We start from the raw sequence: 22,751 nt of genomic DNA on the forward strand, positions 1-22,751 counted from the left end.
AACAGGTGATACTATCACATATCTGCAGTGACATGTTGCAACGCGCCATCTTGCCGATCTCGTCGGAGGCTCGACCGTTTCGGTATCGGGCTTTCGGGTCTTTGCGCGCTGCATTGCCTTGCCAGCATCGTGCTGGTGTCGGGCCTCGGCATCGGCGGGGAATTCTTCTTCGCGCCTGAAATCCATCGCTGGGGCCTTGCGATCGCGACGCTCGTCGCGGCCGTCGCCATCGGCTGGGGCGCGCTGCGCCACAAGATGGCCGCACCCTTCGTGATCGCGATGACCGGTCTTACTTTCATGGGCGGCGCGCTGGCCGTCCCGCATGGCTACAAGGAAGCGATCCTGACCATCATCGGAGTCGCGCTGGTGTCGCTCGGTCACATCCTCAACCTGCGCCATGTGCACTCCGCCGCTTGCAAGGAGCGCTGCGGCGACTAAGTGACGCGGGCTATGATCAGCCTGACCGTCAATGGCGAAACCCGCCGTACCTCCGCCCAGACCATCGCCGACCTCGTGCGCGAGCTCGATCTCGATCCTGCCAAGGTGGCGGTCGAGCACAACGGGACGATCGCACCGCGCAGCGAGCTTGCCGACCACACCATCGCCGATGGCGACACGCTCGAGATCGTCCATTTCGTCGGCGGCGGGCAGGATGACGGCAGTGACGACACTTGGAGCGTTGCAGGGCGCACCTTCAAGAGTCGCCTCATCGTCGGCACCGGCAAGTATAAGGATTTCGAGCAGAACGCCGCAGCCCTCGAGGCGAGCGGTGCGGACATCGTGACCGTTGCCGTGCGCCGCGTGAACGTCAGTGACCCCAAGGCGCCGATGCTCACCGACTATATCGATCCCAAGAAAGTCACCTACCTGCCCAACACCGCGGGCTGCTTCACCGCCGACGATGCCATCCGCACGTTGCGCCTTGCACGCGAGGCAGGCGGCTGGGACCTCGTGAAGCTCGAGGTGCTGGGCGAGGCCAAGACGCTCTATCCCGACATGCGCGAGACGCTGAAGGCGACCGAGGTGCTGGCCAAGGAAGGCTTCCATCCCATGGTTTACTGCGTCGATGATCCGATTGCTGCCAAGCATCTCGAGGAAGCGGGCGCGGTCGCCATCATGCCGCTGGGCGCGCCGATCGGTTCGGGCCTCGGAATCCAGAACCAGGTCACCATCCGCCTGATCGTGGAGGGTGCCAATGTGCCCGTACTCGTCGATGCGGGTGTCGGTACCGCTAGCGATGCTGCCGTGGCAATGGAGCTCGGCTGCGACGGTGTGCTGATGAACACCGCCATCGCAGAGGCCAAGGACCCGATCCGCATGGCACGCGCGATGAAGCTCGCAGTCGAGGCGGGCCGCGAGGCCTATCTCGCCGGGCGCATGGGGCGGCGCAAATATGCCGACCCTTCGAGTCCCCTTGCCGGACTGATCTAGGAGAAGCGCCATGACCGACCTTGCTATCGAACTGGAAGAAAAAGGTTCGAAGGGCCGCTACGTCTACAGTCCGGCCAGTGGCGATCCTGCGGAGATCACCTATTCGGTCGTGAACCCGACCAAGATCATCGTCGACCATACCGGCGTACCCGAAAGCATGCGCGGGCAGGGTGTGGGTCAGGCTCTTGCCGAGCATGTGGTAAAAGATGCGCGGGCGAAGGGCATTTCGATCATTCCGCTGTGCCCCTTCTTCAAGGCGCTCGCCCAGCGCCACGAGGACTGGCAGGACGTCGTCGAGCTCTAGTTCGCGGCTCCCAAAACCAAAAATTAACCATCGCAATGCAGGGTATCCCTTGAAACAGGGAGTGCCGACTCATGGCCGTTACCAATGCCGCTTCGATGACGATCGCCGAGATGCGCGAGTTCGCCAGCTTCACCGCAGCCGAACAGCGCTACATCCGCCGGAGCCTCGATATCGGGCTAAGCCGTTGTGACGCCTTCCGTATCTGGGGCCGCACGCAGGGCGAGACCGCCGCGATCCGCAGCCAGTATGTCGCCTACCAGGAACTCAAGGCACTGCGGGGCTCGATCCCTAGCGAATCGGGTTTCGATGCGATCGAGGAATTCATCGGCAAGATCACCCGCGTGGCCGCATTCGACCTCGCGCAGGAGCGCATCGAGTGTTTCTCCGCCTTTCGATTCCTTTACGAACGCCTGCTCGGTGCCGAAGCGCGTCCGTGGCTGCCAAGCGCCTTCTGCGCTGCCGCTGCCCTGCCGCAGATCCGCCCCGAACGCCGCAAGATGCTCCTCCAGAGCCTGAGCGAAGCCGCCGCGACCGCCCCGGGCTGGTCCGACCGCGCGCCGAGCTTCTATCCGGAGTTCATCGAGGAAGTGGCTGCTTAATCTAGAAAAATTGCGTCGACGAATTATGCTGCGCAGAGCATGTCGGTCAAAAAATCCACTCGGCTTTCCAGCATACACCTTGGACCAGAGTATCTGGCCTACTTCTGGCGCGGTCATTGCTTGAATCATTTCTCACGGGGCGAAGTTGCGATCGCTGATTGCATTGAAGCCATCCGTGATTCCGGTGGCGAACTAGATTCCGAGAACAATCACCCTGGGGCCGCAGCGCGAAGTCGTTCCCTCGTCGCCGCGCTCAGATGCCAATCTTTTGGCGGTCACGAGAAGGTCGCGATCCAGCGATTGGTCGAGTGGGACGAACTTTCGTTGGAGCGCGCTGCACTCGCGCATGGGCTTTTCGAATTCAAGCAAGATGGTGTGAAGGTTTCGTTGACCGAGTACATGTCCGGGGAGCGAAGAGATCAACCTCCGAAGTTCTACTCTTCCGAGGATATGCGTAGCTTTCTAGCGATGCTCGAAGTTTGCGTTCAAAATCTCGCCGTCCAACTCGGTCAAATTGAGGCCATCTGTCGCAAGCGCATTTCCTAAAGCTCTTCCACGATCAGATAGGTGACCGTGGTCTCGCCCACGTTCACGACCTCGTGCCACTCCGTACCATCGCTCGAATAATCCGAGCCCGTCTCTAGCGTCGCCGTGCGGGTTCCGCTCTCGCTGGTGAGCTGCATCGTGCCTCCGCTCAGTGCGTAGCCGTAATGCGCCGGGTGGTAGTGGCGCTCATGTCCCACGCCCGGCGGGAAGGTGCAGCGCAGGACGCGGTGCGTGTCGGTCTGGTGGCGCAGCTCGCAAACCCGTTCACCATTCCAGCCGGCCTCGAGAGCCGACGGCAGCGGTTCCCCGGCGTCCTTGGCATGCGCACCGGCCGCAAGAGTGGCCCCCGCGGCCAAGGGCGCGGCGATCGTCAGCAAATTGCGCATAATCAGCTCCGGTAAAGCCCGTCGAGACGGTCGCCGTAGCGTTCCTTGATCTTGTGGCGGCGGATTTTCATCGAGGGGGTCATTTCCTCGTTCTCGATGGTGAAGCCCTCGTCCGCGAAGGCGAATTGGCGGACCTTCTCGATCACCGAGAGATCCTTGTTCACCCGGTCGACCGCCTTGCGCACGGCCGCGCGGAATTCGGGATCGTCATTGAGGGTCTTGAGATCGAACTTCTTGCCGTTCGCTTTGGCCCAATCGAGCGCCCATTCGGCGTCGGGCACGATCAGTCCGACGATGTAGGGGCGCTTGTCGCCCGCGACCATCGCCTGGCCGATTTCGGGCTGCAGCGTGAGCATGCCCTCGACCTTCTGCGGGGCGATGTTGTCGCCCTTGTCGTTGACGATCATGTCCTTCTTGCGGTCGGTGATGACGATCCGCTCTTTCTCGTCGAGATGGCCGATGTCTCCGGTGTGCAGCCAGCCGTCCTTGATCGTGCGCTCGGTCTCAGCCTCGTTCTGCCAATAGCCGTGCATGACCAGCTCGCCGCGGCACAGGATTTCCCCGTCCTCCGCGATCTTGACCTCGACCCCGCGCATGGCCGGACCGACCGAGTGCATGGCGATGCCCGCCTTCGGGCGGTTGCAGGCGACGACCGGGCCGGCCTCGGTTTGGCCATAGCCCTGCAGCATGGTGAGGCCCATCGATTCGAAGAAAATGCCGACGTCGGGGTTGAGCGGCGCGCCGCCCGAGACCATCGCCTTGATCCTTCCACCGAAGCGCTGGCGGATCTTGGGTTTGAGGAGGGTACCGACCACGGCGTCCTTCATTCCGTCGCCGAACTTCTTCTGGCCCTCGGCGCGGCGCTCACCGACCTCGAGCGCGGTGTTCATCAGCTTTTCGGCGAGGCCGCCCTGCTTCTGGACCTGCTTCATGATACGCGTGCGCAGCACTTCGAACAGGCGCGGCACCACGACCATGATGGTGGGCTTCGTTTCCTCGATATTGCTGGCGAGCTTTTCGAGACCTTCGGAATAATAGATCTGCGCGCCCACCGCGATCGGCAGGAACTGGCCGCCGGTGTGCTCGTAGGCGTGGCTCGCCGGCAGGAAGGAGAGGAAGCGCTCGTCGTCGTGGATGCCGAAATCCTCGATCAGGATATCGGCCGCGCCCGCGACATTGCACAGGATCGCGCCGTGGTGCTGCATCACGCCGCGCGGGGCACCGCCGGTGCCGCTCGTGTAGATGATGCAAGCCGTGTCGCCGCGCCCGATATGCGCGATGCGTTCGTCCACTGCCTTGCGGGCCGATGCCGCATCACCGGTCGTGAGCGCGTCCCAGTCGTGATAGCCGAAGCTGCCTGACTGCTGGCGATGGAGATCGTCTATGCCGATGACGTGTTCGGCAATGCCCGAGGCCTGCAGCGCGCCGTGGAGCGGGCCGAGCAGCTTCTCGTTCGATACAATCACCGCGCGCGCACCCGAATTATCGAGGATGTGGACGTGATCACGCTCGGTATTGGTGATGTAGGTCGGCACGGTGATGCAGCCGGCCGCCATGATCGCGAGGTCGGAGATGCACCATTCGGGGCGGTTCTCGGACACGAGGCAAACGCGGTCGCCGGGCTTCAGGCCGAGCGCGATGAGGCTCTCTGCGAGCACGCAGACCTGCTCGGCCGCTTCACCCCATGTGATCGTCTGCCATTCGCCGTCGCGCTTGGCGCCCAGGAACGGCTTGTCGCTGCGCGCATCGGCGCGCTTCAGGAACAGTTCGACAAGATTGTTGGCGGAATCGATATCCGACAGCACAGGCAGACTCCTCAGCGAAATTACTTTTTCATGCAGTCAACTCGGGCGCGATGCTTAGGCTCCCCGATGCGCCACGGCAAGAGAGGGTACCCGGACCTGCGCAAACGTCCTCAGGGCAGGTCGAGCACGCCTTCGAGCCGCGGATCGCGCTCGCTCTGCCACGTGCCGTCGCGATAGAGGATGGCGCCGGCCTTGATCGGGGCCTGGCGCACGATCAGCTCTTCGTGGCCGAGCGCACGGAAAGCATCCGCCGAGGATTCCAGCCAGGTTCCTTCCTCGATCAGCACGCGATCGCCGAAAGCCATGATGAAGGGCAGGTCCAAAGCGTCTCTTGCCGACATGCCGAAATCGATCGCGCCGATGATGCTGCGTACGGTCGAGACCGGGATCGTGGTTCCGCCCGCCGCGCCTACTGCCATGAATGGTTTGCCTTCCGGATCGTAGATCACCGTCGGCGACATGGACGAGCGCGGACGCTTGCCACCTTCGACCCGGTTCGCCACTTCGCGCCCGTCAACGACTGGCGAACGGCTGAAATCGGTGAGCTCGTTGTTGAGGTAATAGCCTCCGAACATCAGGCCCGATCCGAAAGCCCCTTCAATGGTCGAGGTGTAGCTCACCATAGTGCCTGCGCTGTCGACAACGGCGAAATGCGAGGTGCCCTTCTCTTCGGGCTCGTCGCCGTCGGCCATGATTCTGAGCGCGCCCGGCGGCGTGCCGGCCTCGACCGTCTGCATCCTGCTATCGGCTGAGATCAGCTCGCTGCGTTGTGCCAGATAGTTTTTGTCGAGCAAGCCCGTGACCGGGACAGTCACGAAGTCGGGATCGGCGAGATAGATCTCGCGGTCGGCGTAGGCGAGGCGCTGCGATTCGAGGAACAGGTGCCAGGTGACCGGATTGTCGGCGCCGAGCGCGGCAAGGTCGAAGCGTTCGAGCTGGCCGAGAATCTGCTGCACCGCGACCCCGCCGGACGTCGGAGGGCCCATCGAGCAGACGCGGTATTCGCGATAAGATGTGCAGACCGCATCGCGCTCTTTCGCCTCGTAACCGGCGATGTCGCGGTAGGTCATCCCGCCTGGCTTGGGCGTATCCTGCGCGACGAAGAGCGAGACGCCCATCGCATTCTCGCCCTCGTAGAAAGCTCGCGCGCCGCCATCGGCAATCTGCTCGAAAGTGCGCGCAAGCGCTTCGTTGATTACAAGCGTACCGACCGGCAGGGGCTCTTCGTCGCTGCCGAAGAACAGCGCGCGGCCCTCTGCGGTGAACGCAGCGCGGTTTTGGGCGCGGGCGAGAGAAGTGTTGAGCCGCGGATTGATCCGGAAGCCCTCGCGCGCAAGGCGAATGGCGGGCTCGAAAAGCTCGGCCCATGCTAGCTTGCCATGCGCTTCATGCGCCTTGGCGGCGAGCGCGATATTGCCGGGCACGCCGACGCTCAGCCCGCTGCGGACCGACTGCATGTAGGGCGGCACTTCGCCATTCTCGTCGAGGAACCACTCGGGCGTGGCTCCCGAAGGTGCGGTTTCGCGGCCGTCATACGTGGTGACATCGCCATCGGCCTCGCCGCGAACGAGGAAACCCCCGCCGCCGATGCCCGAACTCTGCGGTTCGACCACGGTCAGCGCGAGCATGACCGCGATTGCCGCATCCGTTGCACTTCCGCCCTTCGCGAGGATCTCTTCGCCGGCCTCCTGCGCACGCGGGTCGGCAGCCGTGACGGCCCCGATAAATATGGGCTCTTGCGGGGTGGAAGGTGTGGTCTGGCACCCGGTAAGGGCCAAGGCGCTGAGCGAAGCTAGGGCAATACGGTACATCGTGCGCGACGCTATTCGCTTCCCACCGCCTCTGCAATCGAGGAAAAGCCCTCGCGCTTCATCAGGCTTTCGAGCCCGCACGTGATGCGGTGCGGCAGGCCGGGGCCTTCGTAGACCATCGCGCTGTATAGCTGGACGAGGCTCGCGCCCGCCTTGATCCGTGCCCAGGTATCCTCGGCGCCGGCAATGCCGCCGACGCCGACGAGCGGAATCGCGCCCCCCGTCGCCTTGCGGAAGTCGCGCACGCGCTGGAGGGCGAGATCGCGCAAGGGCGCACCCGAGAGGCCGCCTGCTTCGCCGGCGTGAATCGAGCGAAGCGGCGGACGCGAGATCGTGGTGTTCGAGACGATTAGTGCGCCAAGGCCGGTGTCGCCTGCGATGCGCGCGATCGCATCGATGTCTGCGGGCTCCAGATCGGGCGCGACCTTGAGGAAGACCGGCGGGCCTTGCTCGCCGCGGGCTTCGAACACGGCCTCAAGCAGGCCGACGAGAGCGCCCTCATCCTGCAAGGCGCGCAGGCCCGGCGTGTTGGGGCTGGAGATATTGACCGCAAGGTAACTCGCGAGCGGCGCCATGATGCGGGTCATCGCCGCATAGTCGGCGATCCGGTCCTCGCTGTCCTTGTTCGCGCCGATGTTGATGCCGACGATACCCGGGCGCCCTGCCCGGCGTTGGAGTCGCGCGTGGGCAAGCTCGGCACCGCCATTGTTGAATCCCATCCGGTTGATGACCGCTCGGTCCTCGACCAGCCGGAACAGGCGGGGCTTGGGATTGCCGGCCTGCGGACGCGGGGTGACCGAGCCGACCTCGGCAAAACCGAAGCCGAGCCCAAGCAGTTCATCGGGTACTTCGGCATCCTTGTCGAAACCCGCTGCCATGCCGAGGGGGTTGGGAAACTCGATCCCCGCGACCCTTGTCGCAAGCGCTCCGGCGCGGGCGGGGCCGCGCTTGGGCGACAGCTTCAGGGCCTTGATCGTGAGGCCGTGGGCGCGCTCGGGATCGAGTGAAAACAGGGCGGGACGGGCAATTTCGAACAGCATGGCGCGCCGCCTATGATCGAAGCGACAGCCGCTGTCGAGCGGCGCGCGGGCGGTAAAGTCCCGCTTGGGGACAGCGTTGTAAATTTCCGCCAAAATGCATGCGCATGAGATCCTCTGTCGCCTGCATACAATCAACTGTAACAGAATCAGGCTAGCACACTTTTGCGACCCGAAGGGCTCGGAGCAGCAATGCAACGAGTTCTCACCTATAGAGGGCGGCTCTTCAACGGGCCGCCCTTTTTTTCTTGGTCATGCCTGAACCACTTGGCAGCCGCGCTTCCGCCCGCGATGCGGATTGTCGGATTTTTACTATTTACTGACCCCAAGCTTCGTGCTCAGGCGCTTTTCGATTATTTCTTCGAGGAGACTTCGCATGCGAGCCAGCAGCCGCACCCTTTTCACCTGCGCATCCGCCGCAGTTCTCGCTGCCTGCTCGGCAGCACCTGCGCCGCAGGCGGAAGTTTCCGACCCGGTCGTGCAGGCTCCGGCCAAGAGCGCGGCGCTGGCCGAACTCTTCGAGGAATACGACGCCGCAAGCCTCGCGATGTCGCCGATGGGCAAGTCGTATCGCGGCATCCGCGACGAGGACTACGGACGCTGGGACGACATGAGCGATGCCGCAGAGGTGCGTAGCGAGCAGCTGACCCAGTCGACCGCGGCGCGCATGCGCGAAAGCTTCGATCTTGCCGAACTCTCTGCCGAGGATGCCCTCAGCTACCGCCTGTTCAACGCCATGGCCGAGCGCAGCGCACGCAGCCACAAGTTCCGTCGCAACGGTTTCATCTTCAACCAGATGTTCGGCGCGCAAAGCCAGGCCCCGGCATTCCTGATCAACATCCACCGCGTGAGCAATGCGAGCGATGCCGAGGCCTATGTCAGCCGCATCGAGGGGATTGCCCCTGCTCTCGACACCCTCATCGCGGAAGCGCGTGCGCGTGCGGACGACGGCGTGATGCCGCCCGACTGGGTCTACCCCTACGTGATTTCGGACGTCGAGAACCTGCTCAATGCGGGTGATGACAATGCAATCATCGAAGACTTCATGGGCAAGGTCGACGGCATCGAGATTGATGACGATGCGCGCGTCGCACTGAAGGAAGATGCGCTCGCCGCGTGGAATTCCTCGGCCCGCCCGGCTTACGGGCGCCTGCTTGCCGAAATGAAGCGCCAGCAGGCGATCGCACCGACCGATGACGGCATCTGGCGGCTCGACGACGGTGCCGAATACTACCAGGCGCTGCTGACCAACTATACGACGACCGACCTCACCGCCGACCAGATTCACGCGATCGGCTTGCGCGAAGTCGAGCGCATCCACGGCGAGATGCGCGCGATCATGGAGCAGGTCGGGTTCGAAGGGTCCTTGCAGGACTTCTTCCAGTATACCCGCACCGACGATCGCTTCTTCTATGACAATCGCGAGGACTACCTGGCCGATGCCGCGGCCAAGATCGAGGCGATGGAAGAGAAGCTGCCCGAATATTTCGGCGTCCTTCCAACCGATCCGCTGGTCATCAAGCCGGTCGAGGCATTCCGCGAGAAGAGCGCCGGCAAGGCCTTCTACCAGCGCCCGGCACCCGACGGTTCGCGCCCCGGTACCTATTACGTGAACCTCTACAACCTGCGCGACATGAGCAAGAACGAGCTCGAGGCGCTGGCATATCACGAGGGGCATCCGGGCCACCACCTGCAGCTCTCGATCCAGACACAGCTCGGCGACGTGCCTCCCTTCCGTCGCTTCGGCGGGGTGACTGCCTATAGCGAGGGCTGGGGTCTCTATTCGGAAGAGCTCGGCAAGGACATGGGGTTCTACACCGATCCCTATTCCGACTTCGGCCGCCTGGGCATGGAGCTATGGCGCGCGGCGCGCCTGGTGGTCGACACCGGCCTCCATCACAAGCGCTGGAGCCGCGAGGAAGCGATCCAGTACCTCACCGACAATACGCCCAACCCCGATGGCGACATCCGCAAGGCGATTGAGCGCTATGCCGTGATGCCCGGACAGGCGACCGCCTACATGATCGGCAAGCTCAGGATCATGGAACTGCGCGAGCGTGCGCGGGTTGAACTGGGCGATAGATTCGACATTCGCGCGTTCCACGATACAATCCTCACCAGTGGGCCGGTGCCTCTTTCCATCATGGAAGAGAATGTTGAGACCTGGATTGCCACCGAAAAGGCAGGTGGCTGAAGGTCGTCAGGGCGAATAAGAGGGGCGCAGGGCATGACCACCAATCCGAGCAATGGCGCAGACGCGGCCGAGCCCTATAGCTTCGAATGGGTAGAGGCGCCCGAGGATATCGCGCGCTATCTCAACTCGCTCTATATCCTCAGGACTGGTCCGCAGACTGTGGACGACATGATGCCCGCCTATTCGGGCCAGTTGCTCGTGACGGTACGCGGCGGTGGCGTCATGCATTTTGGCGAGGGCAACGACCAGACTACTTTACCCGCCTACATCCAGTGCCCTTTGACCGAGGCGCGCAAGTTCGAGATCGATGCCAACACGGTAATGCTGGGCGTCTCGCTCAATTTCCGTGGCTGGGCGGCGCTCACCGGTCTTCCGGTCAATGAGAACCACGATGACTACCGGCTGATCGAAGATGTGCTGCCGCACGAAATCGCGGTGCGCATTGCCGCAGTCGGCCCGCGCGTGACTGCCGGCGAGATCACCGAGCGCCAGGCGCTCGACGAGCTGGCCGATATCGTGCGTGACGGGTTCAACGAGTTGCCCGAGCGCCAGGCGCAAGTCATCGACACCACGCTCGACTGGCTTTCAGCTTCGTTCAAGCCGGAGATCGAGACGCTGCTCGACCGGCTGCCCTATTCGGAACGGCAGGTGCAGCGGCTGGTCACGCAGTATTTCGGCGCACCGCCCGTACGCCTAATCCGCCGCTATCGCGCCATGCGCGCCGCGACGCTTCTCGCAATGCCCGATCTCGACTCCACGCTCGAGGCCGAGATCCGCGATGCGTTTTACGACCAGGCGCATATGATCAAGGAAATCCGGCACTTCACCGGCCGCACGCCGCGCCGCCTGATGCCCAAGGAGCATTCGGTCATCAAGGACACGCTGGCTCCCGATGGTTACAGTTCGGTCGACCTGTTCGGCGGGAACCAGGACCAGGAGCTTGGCAAGGAGTAGTCCGGGCCAGTTGCTAACGACTCGCAACAGGCGGTTTTCCGTTGAAAATCGGCCAGTCCGCTCATAGCTGGCTAATCGGAACGGATTCGTCCGATTTAAGCTGAAGCGAGCAGATGCGCCTTTCGAACCTTGCAGACTATGCCGTGGTCACGATGTGCCAGGCCGCACGCCATTGCGGTGGCGGGCGCGTCAGCGCGAGCGAACTTGCAGCAGAAACCGGCCTTCCGGCCCCCACGGTGCAGAAGCTGGTGAGCAAGCTCACGGCGGCGGGCCTGCTGCGCTCGGTGCGCGGCGCGGGCGGCGGATTGCAGCTGGCGCGTCCGGCGGCAGCGATCACGCTCGCCGACATCGTCGAGGCGATGGAAGGACCCATCGCGCTCACCGCGTGTATCGAAGGCAGCGAGTGTTCGGTGGATCATGATTGTCGCGTCCGGCCGCACTGGCCGATGGTGAATGAAGCGCTGCGCAGCGCACTGGCGGACATCAGCCTCGTGCAGCTGGCGCAGGAAAAGGAAGTCGCGTGAACGAACAGGTAGACATCCAGTCCCCCGACGACACGGGCGAGGAAATGGACCGCGAAGCCAAGGAAGCCGCCGCGAAGGCTGCGGAATACGAGCACGGCTGGTCCTCCGACATCGAGACCGAATTTGCCGAGAAGGGCCTGACCGAAGATACGGTCCGCTTCATCTCGGCCAAGAAGAACGAGCCGGAATGGATGCTCGAATGGCGCCTCAAGGCCTTCCGCCTGTGGCAGACCATGGAAGAGCCCGACTGGGCCAAGCTCGGCTATCCGGCGATCGATTACCAGGACGCCTATTACTACGCTGCGCCGAAGAAGAAGGAGCAGCTGGAAAGCCTCGACGAGCTCGATCCGGCGATCAAGGAAGTCTACGACAAGCTAGGCATTCCCGTGGCGGAGCAGGAAGTGCTCGCCGGGGTGAAGGGCGCGCGCAAGGTCGCGGTCGATGCCGTGTTTGACAGCGTTTCGGTCGCCACAACCTTCCGCGAGGAGCTGAAGAAAGCGGGCGTCATCTTCCTGTCGATCAGTGAGGCGATCCGCGAATATCCCGATCTGGTGAAGAAGTGGCTCGGCAAGGTGGTGCCGCAGAAGGACAACTTCTTTGCCACGCTGAACTGCGCGGTCTTTTCCGACGGCACCTTCGTCTACATTCCGGAAGGCGTGCGCTGCCCGATGGAGCTCAGCACCTATTTCCGCATCAATGCCGAGAACACCGGCCAGTTCGAGCGCACGCTGATCGTTGCCGAAAAGGGCAGCTACGTCAGCTATCTCGAAGGCTGCACCGCGCCGATGCGCGATGAAAACCAGCTCCACGCCGCCGTGGTCGAGCTGGTCGCAATGGAAGATGCGGAGATCAAGTACTCCACCGTCCAGAACTGGTATCCCGGCGATGCCGAGGGCAAGGGCGGCATCTACAACTTCGTGACCAAGCGTGGCCTGTGCCAGGGCGCACGCTCGAAGATCAGCTGGACGCAGGTCGAAACCGGCAGCGCGGTGACGTGGAAGTACCCCAGCTGCGTGCTCAACGGCGAAGACAGCGTCGGCGAGTTCTACTCCGTTGCGGTTACAAATAACTACCAGCAGGCGGATACGGGAACCAAAATGGTTCATAATGGCCGCGGCAGCCGCTCGACGATCATTTCCAAGGGCATCTCGGCGGGCAAGTCGAACAACACATATCGCGGTCTCGTCCGTGTCGGTGCGAATGCCGATGGCGTGCGCAACTTCACCCAGTGCGACAGCCTGCTGCTCGGCGACGAGTGCGGCGCGCACACCGTGCCCTATATCGAGGTGAAGAACCCCGGCGCGCAGATCGAGCACGAGGCGACCACCAGCAAGATCTCGGACGACCAGCTGTTCTACGCGATGCAGCGCGGCCTCGACGAAGAAGAGGCAGTAGCGCTGATCGTCAACGGCTTCGCCAAGGACGTTCTGAAAGAGCTTCCGATGGAGTTCGCTGTCGAAGCACAGAAGCTGTTGGCCATTTCGCTGGAAGGAAGCGTCGGATGAGCGAGCGCAAGACCCTTGGACTTCGCGATCCCTCGGAAACCGCCGATGCCGCGCCCAATCTCAAGAAGAAGGGCCGCGGGTGGGAGATTTCGGAGAAGCGGCTCGATGCGCTGCACGAGCAAGCGCGCGATATGCGTCGCCATTCGAGCGAGGCACACAAGGCGCTCGCCGAGAAATTCGCCAAGGCCAATATGGGCCCCTTCACCTTCAAGCGCCACGCCGTGGTCGGTAGCGCGATCGTCGATTTCAACTGCCACAAGCTCGGCATGGCGATCATGATCGACGAGGAAGGGCAGGACGACACGCTCGCCAAGCGCCGCGACAAGAGCCTCGAATCGGTCGGCATCCGCGTGATGCGGCTCGCGGCGAAGGACATCCTCGAGGACATGGACGCAGTCCTCGAACGCATCACTCTCGGCATGCGCAGCCGCATTGCCGACAAGCGCGAACGGCGCGCAGCCCATAACGAAGGTCGGTCCTCATGATTGCAACTGCCAGCGCTGCTCTCACCCTCATCTTCGCTCAGGCCGCGAGCGACCGCGTGCGCGCCGAATATCCCGAACAGCAGTGGGAGCTCGAATATCCGGCGCTGATCGGCGGCTTCGTCGATGACTATTACAGCTGCCTCAAGGGCGGCAACTACGTGATCGGCGACGGCAGCGGTTTCGAGGACCAGTATCGCGGCGATATCCAGCGCTGCCGCAAGCAGGCCAGCGAAATGGAAGAGGGCGCGAACGAACTTCTCGCCAAGCGCGGACGCGATGCCGATACGCCTCCGACGCAGGTCGCCAATATCTTCGAGACCGTTCGCCGCATCCATGTCGAGCGCGGTGCGAGCCTCGATCGCGCCACGAACAGCCGCATCGTCGCTAGCAATGCCTACGCAGAAGCGCGCGAAGTGGCCGACGCAGCGCCGCCGCCCTGCATCGCCTATGTCAACGAGCTGCGCGAAGCGCGCCAGAACCACATGGAGACCCAGGGCGAGAGCGTGAAAGCGATCTACGACAAGCCCGAATACACGCAGGACGACCAGCGCCTGATCGCCACCTACAACGCCGAGCTGATGCGCCTCACCGGTGCGATCACGCTCGAACTGAGGGCCTGCCCGCAGGCGAACTATCGCGTCTACGAAGAAGGCACGGAGACGCCAGAAGGCTGACCCGGACAGACAACGGAATACACATGCTCAAGATCGAAAATCTCACCGCCGAAATCGACGGCAAGCAGATCCTCAACGGCCTCAGCCTCGAAGTGGCTGCGGGCGAGGTCCATGCCATCATGGGCCCGAACGGCGCGGGCAAGTCGACCCTGTCCTACGTGCTCGGTGGGCGGCCCGGCTATGAAGTGACCGGTGGCTCGGTAGAATTTCGCGGACAGGACCTGCTCGACATGGAACCGCACGAGCGCGCGGCTGCAGGCCTGTTCCTCGGCTTCCAGTACCCGGTCGAAATTCCCGGGGTCTCGAACGTCCAGTTCCTGCGCGAAGCGCTCAATGCGCAGCGCAAGGAGCGCGGCGAAGAACCGCTGACAGGCGGCGAATTCCTCAAGCTCGCCAAGGAAAAGGCAGGCCTACTCAAGCTCGACATGGAAATGCTCAAGCGCAACGTGAACGTCGGCTTCTCCGGCGGCGAGAAGAAGCGCGCCGAGATGGTCCAGATGGGCATCCTCGACCCCGCTTTCGCCGTGCTCGACGAGACCGACAGCGGTCTCGACATCGATGCACTGCGCGTGGTGGGCGACGGCATCAACGCGATCATGCGCGACGAAAAGAAGGGCGTGCTGCTGATCACGCACTACCAGCGCCTGCTCGACGTCGTGCAGCCGGACAAGGTCTCGATTCTCAGCCAAGGCCGCATCGTGAAGACCGGCGGTCCCGAACTGGCACTGCGTCTCGAGAACGAAGGCTATGACGCGGTGATGGGTGAACCGGCATGATTGCCGCGCTGACACTGATGCTTGCACAGGCCGCTGCGCCTGCCGCCGGGGCCGAATTGCCTTCGGAGGAGGACGTCGCGCGCGAAATCGTCACGATCAACAAGGTGCTCGACAAGTGGAACGGCGGCATCCTCAAGCGCGACGGGCAGATCACCTGCCGCATGGAGGAAAGCTCCGGCGACCAGGCGGTCGATGTCCTGCGCTGCGGCGCAATGGTCGCCTGCTACACGCCGCGCGTGGATGAACTCGATGCGATCGTTGCCTCCGACGCAAGCGCCGACGAGCGCCGGGCGCAGATGCGGGCCATCATGGACGAGGTCCAGCCATGTGTCGCGCGGGTCGAGCGAGAGGGCGTGCGCCGCCTTGCTTTCGTGAGGGCCTCGAAATGACCGGAACGCTCGATCTTCCCACCCGCAAGGACGAAGCCTGGCGCTATGCCGCAGTCGAGAAACTGCGTGCAGAAGACCTGACCGACTGGCGCACGATCGACGTCGCCGCCGGTGAGACAATGCGCGAAATCCTCGTCGTAAGTGACGAGAATGCCAGCGAGATCGAAATGCATCGCCTTCGCGTGAAAGTCGCGGAAGGCGCGCGCTGCGAGATCTTTGGCGTCATTGCTTCAGCCGACTATGCCCGCGTCGAGGTCGAAGTCACACTCGGCCGCGGCGCGCATTTCGAACTCGGCGGCATCACCGTCGGCGGGCGTGAAACGGTGCGCGAATTCGTCACCCGTGTGGTCCACGCAGAGCCCGACGGCACCAGCAACCAGACCGTGCGCTCGGTTCACTGGGGGCAGGGCACCGGCAATTTCCTCGGCAGCATCGACGTCGTGCGCCACGCGCAGAAGACCGACGCCGCGCAGGACTTCAAGGGCCTGCTGCTCGAGAAGGGTGCGAGCGTGAACGCCGTGCCGCAGCTCGAAATCTTTGCCGACGACGTGAAGTGCGCCCATGGCGCCACCGTCGGCCAGCTCGATGAAGCCGCACGCTTCTACATGGCCGCTCGCGGCCTCACTCCCGAACTGTCGCGCCGCCTGCTGGTGCAGGCCTTTATCGGCGATGCGCTGGTAGGACTCGAGGACGAGGACGAGCAGGAACGCCTGATGCGCGCCGCGCTCGACAAGCTGGACAAGCACCTGTGAACGAGACCGTGACCGTTTCCGCGCCGAGCGCGCTGAAGGCCGATTTCCCCGGGCTGGTCACGCCTGACGGAAAGCCGTGGCACTATCTCGACACCGCCGCATCGGCGCAGAAACCGCAGGCGGTGATCGATGCGATGAGCCGCGCGCTGGGCAAGGACTACGCCACGGTGCACCGCGGCGTTTACGGTCGTTCGGCGCAGATGACGCTGGGCTACGAGGCTGCGCGTCGCCGGACTGCCGAGTTCATCGGTGCGAAGTCCGAGAACGAGATCGTCTTCGTTCGGGGTGCGACCGAGGCGATCAACCTCGTCGCCGCCACCTGGGGCATGACGCGGATCGGGCAGGGCGACCGGATCGTGCTCTCCATGCTCGAACATCACTCGAATATCGTTCCTTGGCAGATGCTTAGCGAGCGAACCGGAGCAGAGATCGATGTCTGCCCACTGACGCAAGACGGCCGGATCGATCTCGGCGCGCTTGAGGCGCTACTTACACCGAGAACCAAACTGGTTTCTCTCGCGCACGTATCGAATGTGCTTGGTTCGGTTCTCGATGGCCGGAAAGCAGCCGACCTCGCTCATTCTGTTGGCGCGAAGATCATGCTCGATGGCTGCCAGGCGGCGCCTCGCATGAGACTCGACATGGCCGCACTCGATTGCGACTTCTACGCCTTCTCGGGCCACAAGCTTTACGGTCCGACTGGGATCGGCGTACTCTGGGCGCGCGAGGAGCTGCTCGAACAGATGCCGCCGTACCAGGGCGGCGGTGCGATGATCGAGAAGGTCGCCTTCGAGGGCACCACCTATGCGCCCCCGCCGCAGCGATTCGAGGCGGGAACGCCGATGATCACCGAGGCGATCGCGCTCCATGCGGCGATCGATTACGTCGACGCCCTCGGCCCCGATAAGCTCTTCGAACATGAAAGCGGCCTCGCCGCGACGCTGCGCGAGGAGCTGCGCAAGCTCAACGCGGTGACGCTGTTCGGGCCCGAGGAAAGCGCGGGCATCGTCTCCTTCGCTCTCGAAGGGGTTCACCCGCACGATCTCGGCACCATATTGGATGAAGAGAATGTCGCGATCCGCGCCGGCCACCACTGCGCGCAGCCGCTGATGAACCATCTCGGCGTACCCGCGACTGCTCGGGCCAGCTTCGGCCTCTACAGCGACGAAAGCGATATCGATGCGCTCTTGCGCGGAATTGAAAGGACCCGGAGGATCTTCGGATGAACAAGCCATCTGACGACAAGGACTTCATCGCCGCGCCCTCGCCGGCCGATACGGTCGTGGGCAAGCCCCCGCGTGCGCGCGTTTCGGACGCCGTCGATCCCGACGAGACCCCGGGCGAGAAGCTCGAGCGTAAGCGCGACTATCTCGAAGGCTTCCTCGCCAAGTCGCCCGAGACGGAAAGCGCGACGGGTGCCGGCGGCAAGCTGCAGCAGGCGGTGGTCGATGCGCTGAAGGAAATCTACGATCCGGAAATCCCGGTAAACATTTACGACCTCGGCCTGATTTACGGTGTCGAAGTCGATGACGAGTGCGATGTCACCGTCACCATGACGCTCACCACTCCGCATTGCCCGGTTGCCGAAACCATGCCCGGCGAAGTCGAGCTGCGCGCCGCCAGCGTGCCCGGCGTCCGCGATGCCGAAGTTAATCTCGTCTGGGATCCGCCTTGGGGCCCCGACAAGATGACCGACGAAGCGCGTCTCGAACTGGGGATGCTGTGATGGCCGACACCAGCGCCCGCCCTGCTCCGAAGGCCGCCGTCGTCCTGACGCCGCGTGCCGAGGAACGCGTCGCCGAGCTCATGGCGAAAGCTCCCGAAGACGCGATCGGCGTCAAGCTTTCGACGCCGCGTCGTGGCTGCTCGGGCCTCGCCTACTCGGTCGATTACGTCACCGAAGAAGCCAAGTTCGACGAGAAGATCGAAACGCCTGGCGGCATCTTCTACATCGACGGCGCAAGCGTGCTCTACCTCGTGGGCAGCACGATGGACTGGGTGGAGGACGATTTCTCGGCCGGATTCGTGTTCGAGAACCCCAACGCCAAGGGCGCTTGCGGCTGCGGCGAAAGCTTCATGGTCTGAGCGGGGCCTGAGCCCCGCCCGACCGCGCAATTCCTATTCCTCGGCGAGGAAATCGAGCAGCGCCTGCTCGTATTCGTCGATCTTGCCGTCGGCGTTGACCTTGGCATCGAGCCAATCTTGCTCGCGCAAGGTGACCTCGTGCGCTGCGGCGACTTCTTCAGCGCGAGACGGACCACCGTCCTGCTTGCCGAAGACCGTCCCGAAGACATTGGGCGAGCTCTTGCCAACCCGCATGAGGAAGCTGCCCACACCGTGGTTCGTGTCGTTCATGAACGCCTGCAGCTCGGCAGCGCGTTCGCGGCTGATCTGGGCGTTGGCATCGGAATACCCTTGGAGGTAGTTCGCTACGCCCTGCACGAAGAGCCGCTTCCACTCGGGCGAATTGTTGCCGCCGATGGTCGCGTCCTTGATCCGGAAAAGCATTTCCGCCTCGCCGTGCCCGACTGCCGCGGGGCGCTCGCTCGCCGGAGCGAAGATCGCGCGGCGCAGCAGCCTCGCCTCGGTCTCGTTGACGTTGCCGGCTTCCAGTTCGCCGCCGCAGCGCGTCGGGCCGGTGCCTTCCAGCACAGCTTTCTCGATCTGCTTCTCGGCATATTCCTTCAGCGCGACAGGCACATTCTGCGCACGCTCGAAAACGCGAACGAGCAATTCGAGCTCGGCCATCGAACCGAGCTTACCGTCAGCATCGATCTGCGCCATCAGCCAGTCGGCATTTTCCTGGTCGACATAGCCAAGCGGCGCGCGCTGGTTGAGCACGTATTCGCCGAGCGCCTCGACGAAGAAGTCGGTCCATTCGAGTCCACGCTCCGACAGCTGGCGGTTGAGTGCGAAAATCGCCTCCGCCTCGTCCTGCGAGATGCGTCCGTCAGGCCAGCATTCGCGGCGCATCGCCTGCACCTCGAGTGCGTTGACCTTGCCGTCCGCGCCAGCGCGGCGGGCGATGTTTTCGAACTGGATGCTCATGATAGTGGCTTTGCCCCTCGTAATTTGCGGGCAAACCCTAGGAAATCGGCGTTAAAACCGCGTTACCGCGCTTTCAGCGCCTTAGCGCTGTCACGCAGGAGGCGCGGTCGACATCCTCCCCGTCGCTCGCGCGGCGGGCCTCGACATGGGTGGCGCTCGGTGATGCGCCCGGCCTCAGCGGGTAGAGATAGATATCGAGCACGCAGGCTTCGCCGGTGAATTGCAGCTTCATCGCGTCGCCTTCGCGCACCTCAAGTCGCGGGGGGCCGAACATATTGGCGAGCGCGGTGCCGTTCTTGCCGATCACGCCTTCGAGCCCCGGCAGGTTCATGACCGTCGGCGCGCGGAACTGCGCGGTCGAGGGGGCAGCGCGCACCGGCGCTTGCGGTGGCGGCGTCTGGGCGGCAGCGGGGCGCTCGGGAAACTGGTAGGTCTTGGGCGAACTCATGCAGCCCGAAAGGCTCGCCGCGAGCATTACCAGTGCGGCAGTCTTACGCATTCACGGCTCTCCCGCGGTGGACCATGTGGGTTGCACTCGCCGCGCCGATGACAGGGGCGAGCAGGTTGACGAAGGGCAGCATGAGGAGGCCAGCGATCGCCCCTCCGAGCATGAAGCGGTCACCCTGGCCCATCGGAGCGATCTCGTGGCTATCTTTGCGATGGCGCAGCCAGACCATGTCCTGCAGCTCGCGCCCGAGAAGCCAGCCGTTGACTGCCCAGAAGAGCAGTGCCGTGCCAACGCCCGTGAACAGCAGCACGATCGCGAAGGGCAGGGCGAGCAGGTTCGCTCCCAGCGCCCTCAGCGCCGCGCGCAGGCCTTTCGACATTTCCTCGCTGAAGGGGAGCGACCGCGCGGCGCTCGCCTCTTCGGGATAGTGCATTGCCTCCACCGCGCGCACCACGTCCTCGGCATAGAAATTAAGCACGAAGAGCGCGACGAAGCGGAATAGCAGCCAACCGAAGATCAATAGCATGATGACTGTCAGGAGGACGCCGGCCCCGTGGACCGGGGTCCAGCCGAGATAATCTGCAAGCCAGCCGAGCGCGAAATAGAGCGCCGCGCCGAGCACTGCGAAAATCGCCAGCGTCACGAACAGGCTCTTCACCACCACACGAATGATGGCTGCATCGCCCAACTGGCTGAAAGACAAGGCAAGGGCGCGCGGCAGCGTCATCATAAGGCCTTGGCGAATCGCCTGCCCGCGCGGCCAAGTCAACGCCGCACTTGGCCTTCGCGCGATGAACCGCTAACCGCGCCCGACGAACTTTCCCCGCACAAGAGATTCCCGGAGTATCCATGACCGACCCCCGCTACGACGTCGTCGCAATCGGCAATGCCATCGTCGACGTGATGGCCCCCTGCGAAGACGAGCTGATCGACGAGCTCGACCTTGCCAAGGGCGGCATGACCCTGGTCGATACCGAGCGGGCGAAAGAACTCTATTCCGCGATGGGCCGCGCGACCGAGATCTCGGGCGGTTCGGCTGCCAACACGCTCGCCGGCATGGCAGCGCTCGGCGCGCAGTGCGCTTTCATCGGCCAGGTCGCCAAGGACCAGCTGGGCGAGATCTTCGCGCATGACATCCGCGCCGTCGGCATCGATTACGACACGCAGCCCCGCGAAGGCGATCCGCCGACCGCGCGCTGCCTGATCTTCGTGACGCCCGATGGCGAGCGCACGATGAACACCTTCCTCGGCGCCAGCCAGTTCCTGCCGCCCGCAGCGCTCGACGAAGAGCTGATCGCCAGCGCCGGCGTGCTCTATCTGGAAGGCTACCTGTGGGACCCCGAAGAGCCGCGTAGTGCCATGCGCCGCGCCATCGAGGTTGCCCGCAATGCCGGCCGCAAGGTCGCCTTCACCGCTTCGGAAAGCTTCGTGATCGACCGCCACGGCGACGATTTCCGCGCGCTGATCGAGGAAGGCCAGATCGACATCCTTTTCGTCAACGAGCACGAGCTTGCAACGCTTACCGGCGAGGAAGACTTCGACAAGGGCCTCGACATGATCAAGGACAAGGTCCCCGTCCTCGTCGCCACCCGCAGCGCCAAGGGTGCGGTCGCCATCCAGAATGGTGAGCGCGCACAGGTCGCCGCCGAACCGATCGACAAGGTGGTCGACACCACCGGCGCGGGCGATCTCTTCGCTGCAGGCTTCCTCACCGGCCACACCCGCGGCGAAGACCTCGAGACCTGCCTCAAGATGGGCGCAATCTGCGCCGGTGAGATCATCAGCCACATCGGTGCGCGTAGCGAGAAGGACCTGAAGGCGCTCGTCGCCGAAAAGCTGGGCTGACCTGCACGCGGCGCAAGTTGATGAAGTACATGCGCTGCCGCCGGTAATTCATTGACAAAGGCAGCTGCCGAAAACGCGAAAGCCCCGCTCGAAAGGCGGGGCTTTTTGCGTGGGGGGAACACGATTTGAAAGAGCGGTTCTGACGTTACCGAAGGTGCAAGCGAGTAGGAAAGAGCAGTTTTGCGACCGCTGACTACCGTCCCCTTCCCAGCGATATTTCCGGCAAAGCAGACATTCCGCTAATGGCCTGATAGCCGACTTTCACGACATGACGGCAATCATCTCACAAGCGTTGGCCGGGTCTGCTGAACTTAAGTTGCAATCCATCTCAATTTTACGAGGATTGGATAAAGCCTCCCAAGTCACTCCGCCGATTATCGGATTGCCATCCCCATTCATCAGCCGCACCTGGACGCTCTGTGATTTTTCATCTCGGAATACTAGTTCATGCTTCATTTGAGGCGTTAAGCAAGTTCCGTTGATTATCTTACAGGACGAAATTCGCTGGTCAGGTGCCAAATTGCCATCGCGAAATGGATCGCTGCCGTCTTCCCCATAAATGACCATGAGCCTGCTTCCATCAGGGACATTCCGCTCGTTTACAATTTCAATCTCAACTTGCGGCATCAATGGATGCCACATGGCAGCGGCATAGGACGCTCCCCCCGCCACCAAAATACCAATTGCGATTATTGTTCGCGTGCGCTTCATGCTGCCCCCAGTATTTCGCTTGTTGTTTAGCCTACATGCCGGAGTGGATACTTCAAATTTTGAGGGTAAGTCGTTTCGAGCTTAGGTGTCGCCCATGACCGCTTGCCGCCCACCTGACGACGGTTTCACCGAGCTGGCGATGTGCCAAGAGCGGACCATGCGCCAAACGACCTGATTGCTGATGTCAGCCTAAGCTCGAGAGTCGAAGCGTTCATCAATTGCAGGGAGCCTCCTTCTGATCGAGATAAGACCGGAAAGGATAGAGAATGCGAGAATGCCGAATAGTGCGTTCTGCAAACCTGTGACTGCGACTGCCGGAAACCCTTTGATAATAGCGCTTACGACGAAAAAGACGCATGCGAAGATCCAAGCTGCAGACAAAGCGATGGCAAGATAGAGTGTGGCCGTTATTATTCTCTCGGGCATGTAAATCCTCCTGCCGTGACTTTATCCTATTGTTTTCAAATGGCAATGACTGCTTGTTACCTAATTTCGCCCGCAGCGATCCAGCTGTCGGGTGTCCAAGA

At 63.0% G+C, this 22,751-nt stretch carries 26 protein-coding genes; 18 read left to right on the forward strand and 8 right to left on the reverse strand.

Translation table 11 applies throughout. The features are described 5' to 3' along the window. The first annotated feature begins 129 nt into the window (after positions 1 to 129). The 5 genes from ACZ1G8_RS06115 to ACZ1G8_RS06135 all read left to right on the forward strand — a co-directional run bounded on the left by ACZ1G8_RS06115 (position 130) and on the right by ACZ1G8_RS06135 (position 2,880). Positions 130 to 438: a MerC domain-containing protein gene (locus ACZ1G8_RS06115; RefSeq protein WP_472681009.1), complete on the forward strand. Its 309-nt coding sequence runs from the start codon at positions 130 to 132 to the stop codon at positions 436 to 438. Positions 439 to 450: 12 nt separating this feature from the next. Further along, positions 451 to 1,431, forward strand: coding sequence for a sulfur carrier protein ThiS (gene thiS, locus ACZ1G8_RS06120; RefSeq protein WP_472681010.1), 981 nt, complete (start codon positions 451 to 453; stop codon positions 1,429 to 1,431). 10 nt (positions 1,432 to 1,441) lie between these two features. After that, positions 1,442 to 1,735, forward strand: coding sequence for a GNAT family N-acetyltransferase (locus tag ACZ1G8_RS06125; RefSeq protein ID WP_472681011.1), 294 nt, complete (start codon positions 1,442 to 1,444; stop codon positions 1,733 to 1,735). A gap of 71 nt (positions 1,736 to 1,806) precedes the next feature. After that, positions 1,807 to 2,334 (forward strand): hypothetical protein, encoded by a 528-nt coding sequence (locus ACZ1G8_RS06130; RefSeq protein WP_221427264.1) that lies wholly within the window; start codon positions 1,807 to 1,809, stop codon positions 2,332 to 2,334. 39 nt (positions 2,335 to 2,373) lie between these two features. Further along, complete coding sequence (locus tag ACZ1G8_RS06135; protein WP_472681012.1) at positions 2,374 to 2,880, forward strand: hypothetical protein; 507 nt, start codon at positions 2,374 to 2,376, stop codon at positions 2,878 to 2,880. On the opposite strand, the gene ACZ1G8_RS06140 is transcribed toward ACZ1G8_RS06135, so the two are convergent. From ACZ1G8_RS06140 to ACZ1G8_RS06155, 4 genes are all read right to left on the reverse strand, one after another. Continuing rightward, positions 2,877 to 3,266 carry a cupin domain-containing protein gene (locus ACZ1G8_RS06140; protein ID WP_472681014.1) on the reverse strand — a complete coding sequence of 130 codons (390 nt, stop codon included), beginning with the start codon at positions 3,264 to 3,266 and terminating at the stop codon, positions 2,877 to 2,879. The genes ACZ1G8_RS06135 and ACZ1G8_RS06140 overlap by 4 nt on opposite strands. A 2-nt stretch (positions 3,267 to 3,268) precedes the next feature. Further along, a complete protein-coding gene (locus ACZ1G8_RS06145; RefSeq protein WP_472681015.1) occupies positions 3,269 to 5,071 on the reverse strand; it encodes an AMP-dependent synthetase/ligase in 1,803 nt (600 codons plus the stop codon). A gap of 110 nt (positions 5,072 to 5,181) precedes the next feature. Then, on the reverse strand, positions 5,182 to 6,882 hold the full coding sequence (gene ggt, locus ACZ1G8_RS06150; protein ID WP_472681017.1) for a gamma-glutamyltransferase: 1,701 nt from the start codon (positions 6,880 to 6,882) through the stop codon (positions 5,182 to 5,184). 11 nt (positions 6,883 to 6,893) lie between these two features. Next, the gene (locus ACZ1G8_RS06155) at positions 6,894 to 7,922 is read right to left on the reverse strand and encodes a quinone-dependent dihydroorotate dehydrogenase (RefSeq protein ID WP_472681019.1); all 1,029 of its coding nucleotides are present in this window, start codon (positions 7,920 to 7,922) and stop codon (positions 6,894 to 6,896) included. 373 nt (positions 7,923 to 8,295) lie between these two features. On the opposite strand from ACZ1G8_RS06155, the gene ACZ1G8_RS06160 reads away from it, so the two are divergent. From ACZ1G8_RS06160 to ACZ1G8_RS06215, 12 genes are all read left to right on the forward strand, one after another. After that, positions 8,296 to 10,113: a DUF885 domain-containing protein gene (locus tag ACZ1G8_RS06160; RefSeq protein WP_472681020.1), complete on the forward strand. Its 1,818-nt coding sequence runs from the start codon at positions 8,296 to 8,298 to the stop codon at positions 10,111 to 10,113. 33 nt (positions 10,114 to 10,146) lie between these two features. Next, on the forward strand, positions 10,147 to 11,067 hold the full coding sequence (locus tag ACZ1G8_RS06165; RefSeq protein ID WP_472681021.1) for an AraC family transcriptional regulator: 921 nt from the start codon (positions 10,147 to 10,149) through the stop codon (positions 11,065 to 11,067). Positions 11,068 to 11,180: 113 nt separating this feature from the next. Beyond that, the gene (locus ACZ1G8_RS06170) at positions 11,181 to 11,591 is read left to right on the forward strand and encodes an SUF system Fe-S cluster assembly regulator (protein WP_472681022.1); all 411 of its coding nucleotides are present in this window, start codon (positions 11,181 to 11,183) and stop codon (positions 11,589 to 11,591) included. 44 nt (positions 11,592 to 11,635) lie between these two features. After that, entirely contained in the window at positions 11,636 to 13,096 is a 1,461-nt protein-coding gene (sufB, locus tag ACZ1G8_RS06175; RefSeq protein WP_472681207.1) for a Fe-S cluster assembly protein SufB, read from the forward strand. Beyond that, the gene (locus ACZ1G8_RS06180; protein ID WP_472681024.1) at positions 13,093 to 13,581 is read left to right on the forward strand and encodes an endonuclease domain-containing protein; all 489 of its coding nucleotides are present in this window, start codon (positions 13,093 to 13,095) and stop codon (positions 13,579 to 13,581) included. Before sufB ends, ACZ1G8_RS06180 begins: the two co-directional genes overlap by 4 nt. Further along, on the forward strand, positions 13,578 to 14,255 hold the full coding sequence (locus ACZ1G8_RS06185) for a hypothetical protein (protein WP_472681026.1): 678 nt from the start codon (positions 13,578 to 13,580) through the stop codon (positions 14,253 to 14,255). The genes ACZ1G8_RS06180 and ACZ1G8_RS06185 overlap by 4 nt, the downstream gene beginning before the upstream one ends. 23 nt (positions 14,256 to 14,278) lie before the next feature. Next, positions 14,279 to 15,031 carry a Fe-S cluster assembly ATPase SufC gene (gene sufC / locus ACZ1G8_RS06190; RefSeq protein ID WP_472681027.1) on the forward strand — a complete coding sequence of 251 codons (753 nt, stop codon included), beginning with the start codon at positions 14,279 to 14,281 and terminating at the stop codon, positions 15,029 to 15,031. Beyond that, positions 15,028 to 15,420 (forward strand): hypothetical protein, encoded by a 393-nt coding sequence (locus ACZ1G8_RS06195; RefSeq protein ID WP_472681028.1) that lies wholly within the window; start codon positions 15,028 to 15,030, stop codon positions 15,418 to 15,420. The genes sufC and ACZ1G8_RS06195 overlap by 4 nt, the downstream gene beginning before the upstream one ends. Continuing rightward, positions 15,417 to 16,172 carry a SufD family Fe-S cluster assembly protein gene (locus ACZ1G8_RS06200; protein ID WP_472681029.1) on the forward strand — a complete coding sequence of 252 codons (756 nt, stop codon included), beginning with the start codon at positions 15,417 to 15,419 and terminating at the stop codon, positions 16,170 to 16,172. The genes ACZ1G8_RS06195 and ACZ1G8_RS06200 overlap by 4 nt, the downstream gene beginning before the upstream one ends. Further along, a complete protein-coding gene (locus tag ACZ1G8_RS06205; RefSeq protein ID WP_472681030.1) occupies positions 16,169 to 17,398 on the forward strand; it encodes an aminotransferase class V-fold PLP-dependent enzyme in 1,230 nt (409 codons plus the stop codon). Before ACZ1G8_RS06200 ends, ACZ1G8_RS06205 begins: the two co-directional genes overlap by 4 nt. Next, complete coding sequence (locus tag ACZ1G8_RS06210; protein ID WP_472681031.1) at positions 17,395 to 17,898, forward strand: SUF system Fe-S cluster assembly protein; 504 nt, start codon at positions 17,395 to 17,397, stop codon at positions 17,896 to 17,898. The genes ACZ1G8_RS06205 and ACZ1G8_RS06210 overlap by 4 nt, the downstream gene beginning before the upstream one ends. Beyond that, positions 17,898 to 18,257 (forward strand): HesB/IscA family protein, encoded by a 360-nt coding sequence (locus ACZ1G8_RS06215; RefSeq protein WP_472681032.1) that lies wholly within the window; start codon positions 17,898 to 17,900, stop codon positions 18,255 to 18,257. Before ACZ1G8_RS06210 ends, ACZ1G8_RS06215 begins: the two co-directional genes overlap by 1 nt. A 33-nt stretch (positions 18,258 to 18,290) precedes the next feature. On the opposite strand, the gene ACZ1G8_RS06220 is transcribed toward ACZ1G8_RS06215, so the two are convergent. The 3 genes from ACZ1G8_RS06220 to ACZ1G8_RS06230 all read right to left on the reverse strand — a co-directional run bounded on the left by ACZ1G8_RS06220 (position 18,291) and on the right by ACZ1G8_RS06230 (position 20,395). Next, positions 18,291 to 19,220, reverse strand: coding sequence for a hypothetical protein (locus ACZ1G8_RS06220; protein WP_472681034.1), 930 nt, complete (start codon positions 19,218 to 19,220; stop codon positions 18,291 to 18,293). 73 nt (positions 19,221 to 19,293) lie between these two features. After that, positions 19,294 to 19,719, reverse strand: coding sequence for a hypothetical protein (locus ACZ1G8_RS06225; protein ID WP_472681035.1), 426 nt, complete (start codon positions 19,717 to 19,719; stop codon positions 19,294 to 19,296). Then, positions 19,712 to 20,395 (reverse strand): EI24 domain-containing protein, encoded by a 684-nt coding sequence (locus ACZ1G8_RS06230; protein ID WP_472681036.1) that lies wholly within the window; start codon positions 20,393 to 20,395, stop codon positions 19,712 to 19,714. Before ACZ1G8_RS06230 ends, ACZ1G8_RS06225 begins: the two co-directional genes overlap by 8 nt. Before the next feature lie 122 nt (positions 20,396 to 20,517). Between ACZ1G8_RS06230 and ACZ1G8_RS06235 the strand changes: the two genes are divergently transcribed. Further along, positions 20,518 to 21,513, forward strand: coding sequence for an adenosine kinase (locus tag ACZ1G8_RS06235; protein ID WP_472681037.1), 996 nt, complete (start codon positions 20,518 to 20,520; stop codon positions 21,511 to 21,513). 261 nt (positions 21,514 to 21,774) lie between these two features. Here ACZ1G8_RS06235 and ACZ1G8_RS06240 read toward each other — a convergent pair whose 3' ends face one another. Further along, entirely contained in the window at positions 21,775 to 22,224 is a 450-nt protein-coding gene (locus ACZ1G8_RS06240; RefSeq protein WP_472681038.1) for a hypothetical protein, read from the reverse strand. Positions 22,225 to 22,751 lie beyond the last annotated feature (527 nt).

This window comes from Qipengyuania sp. BR81-2 (assembly GCF_055693895.1).

Coding starts and splice junctions, on each gene's coding strand:
- thiS (WP_472681010.1), top strand. CDS start 451: ATGATCAGCCTGACCGTCAATGGCGAAACCCGCCGTACCTCCGCCCAG.
- ACZ1G8_RS06125 (WP_472681011.1), top strand. CDS start 1,442: ATGACCGACCTTGCTATCGAACTGGAAGAAAAAGGTTCGAAGGGCCGC.
- ACZ1G8_RS06130 (WP_221427264.1), top strand. CDS start 1,807: ATGGCCGTTACCAATGCCGCTTCGATGACGATCGCCGAGATGCGCGAG.
- ACZ1G8_RS06135 (WP_472681012.1), top strand. CDS start 2,374: ATGTCGGTCAAAAAATCCACTCGGCTTTCCAGCATACACCTTGGACCA.
- ACZ1G8_RS06140 (WP_472681014.1), bottom strand. CDS start 3,266: ATGCGCAATTTGCTGACGATCGCCGCGCCCTTGGCCGCGGGGGCCACT.
- ggt (WP_472681017.1), bottom strand. CDS start 6,882: ATGTACCGTATTGCCCTAGCTTCGCTCAGCGCCTTGGCCCTTACCGGG.
- ACZ1G8_RS06155 (WP_472681019.1), bottom strand. CDS start 7,922: ATGCTGTTCGAAATTGCCCGTCCCGCCCTGTTTTCACTCGATCCCGAG.
- ACZ1G8_RS06160 (WP_472681020.1), top strand. CDS start 8,296: ATGCGAGCCAGCAGCCGCACCCTTTTCACCTGCGCATCCGCCGCAGTT.
- ACZ1G8_RS06165 (WP_472681021.1), top strand. CDS start 10,147: ATGACCACCAATCCGAGCAATGGCGCAGACGCGGCCGAGCCCTATAGC.
- ACZ1G8_RS06170 (WP_472681022.1), top strand. CDS start 11,181: ATGCGCCTTTCGAACCTTGCAGACTATGCCGTGGTCACGATGTGCCAG.
- sufB (WP_472681207.1), top strand. CDS start 11,636: ATGGACCGCGAAGCCAAGGAAGCCGCCGCGAAGGCTGCGGAATACGAG.
- ACZ1G8_RS06180 (WP_472681024.1), top strand. CDS start 13,093: ATGAGCGAGCGCAAGACCCTTGGACTTCGCGATCCCTCGGAAACCGCC.
- ACZ1G8_RS06185 (WP_472681026.1), top strand. CDS start 13,578: ATGATTGCAACTGCCAGCGCTGCTCTCACCCTCATCTTCGCTCAGGCC.
- sufC (WP_472681027.1), top strand. CDS start 14,279: ATGCTCAAGATCGAAAATCTCACCGCCGAAATCGACGGCAAGCAGATC.
- ACZ1G8_RS06195 (WP_472681028.1), top strand. CDS start 15,028: ATGATTGCCGCGCTGACACTGATGCTTGCACAGGCCGCTGCGCCTGCC.
- ACZ1G8_RS06200 (WP_472681029.1), top strand. CDS start 15,417: ATGACCGGAACGCTCGATCTTCCCACCCGCAAGGACGAAGCCTGGCGC.
- ACZ1G8_RS06210 (WP_472681031.1), top strand. CDS start 17,395: ATGAACAAGCCATCTGACGACAAGGACTTCATCGCCGCGCCCTCGCCG.
- ACZ1G8_RS06215 (WP_472681032.1), top strand. CDS start 17,898: ATGGCCGACACCAGCGCCCGCCCTGCTCCGAAGGCCGCCGTCGTCCTG.
- ACZ1G8_RS06220 (WP_472681034.1), bottom strand. CDS start 19,220: ATGAGCATCCAGTTCGAAAACATCGCCCGCCGCGCTGGCGCGGACGGC.
- ACZ1G8_RS06225 (WP_472681035.1), bottom strand. CDS start 19,719: ATGCGTAAGACTGCCGCACTGGTAATGCTCGCGGCGAGCCTTTCGGGC.
- ACZ1G8_RS06230 (WP_472681036.1), bottom strand. CDS start 20,395: ATGACGCTGCCGCGCGCCCTTGCCTTGTCTTTCAGCCAGTTGGGCGAT.
- ACZ1G8_RS06235 (WP_472681037.1), top strand. CDS start 20,518: ATGACCGACCCCCGCTACGACGTCGTCGCAATCGGCAATGCCATCGTC.
- ACZ1G8_RS06240 (WP_472681038.1), bottom strand. CDS start 22,224: ATGAAGCGCACGCGAACAATAATCGCAATTGGTATTTTGGTGGCGGGG.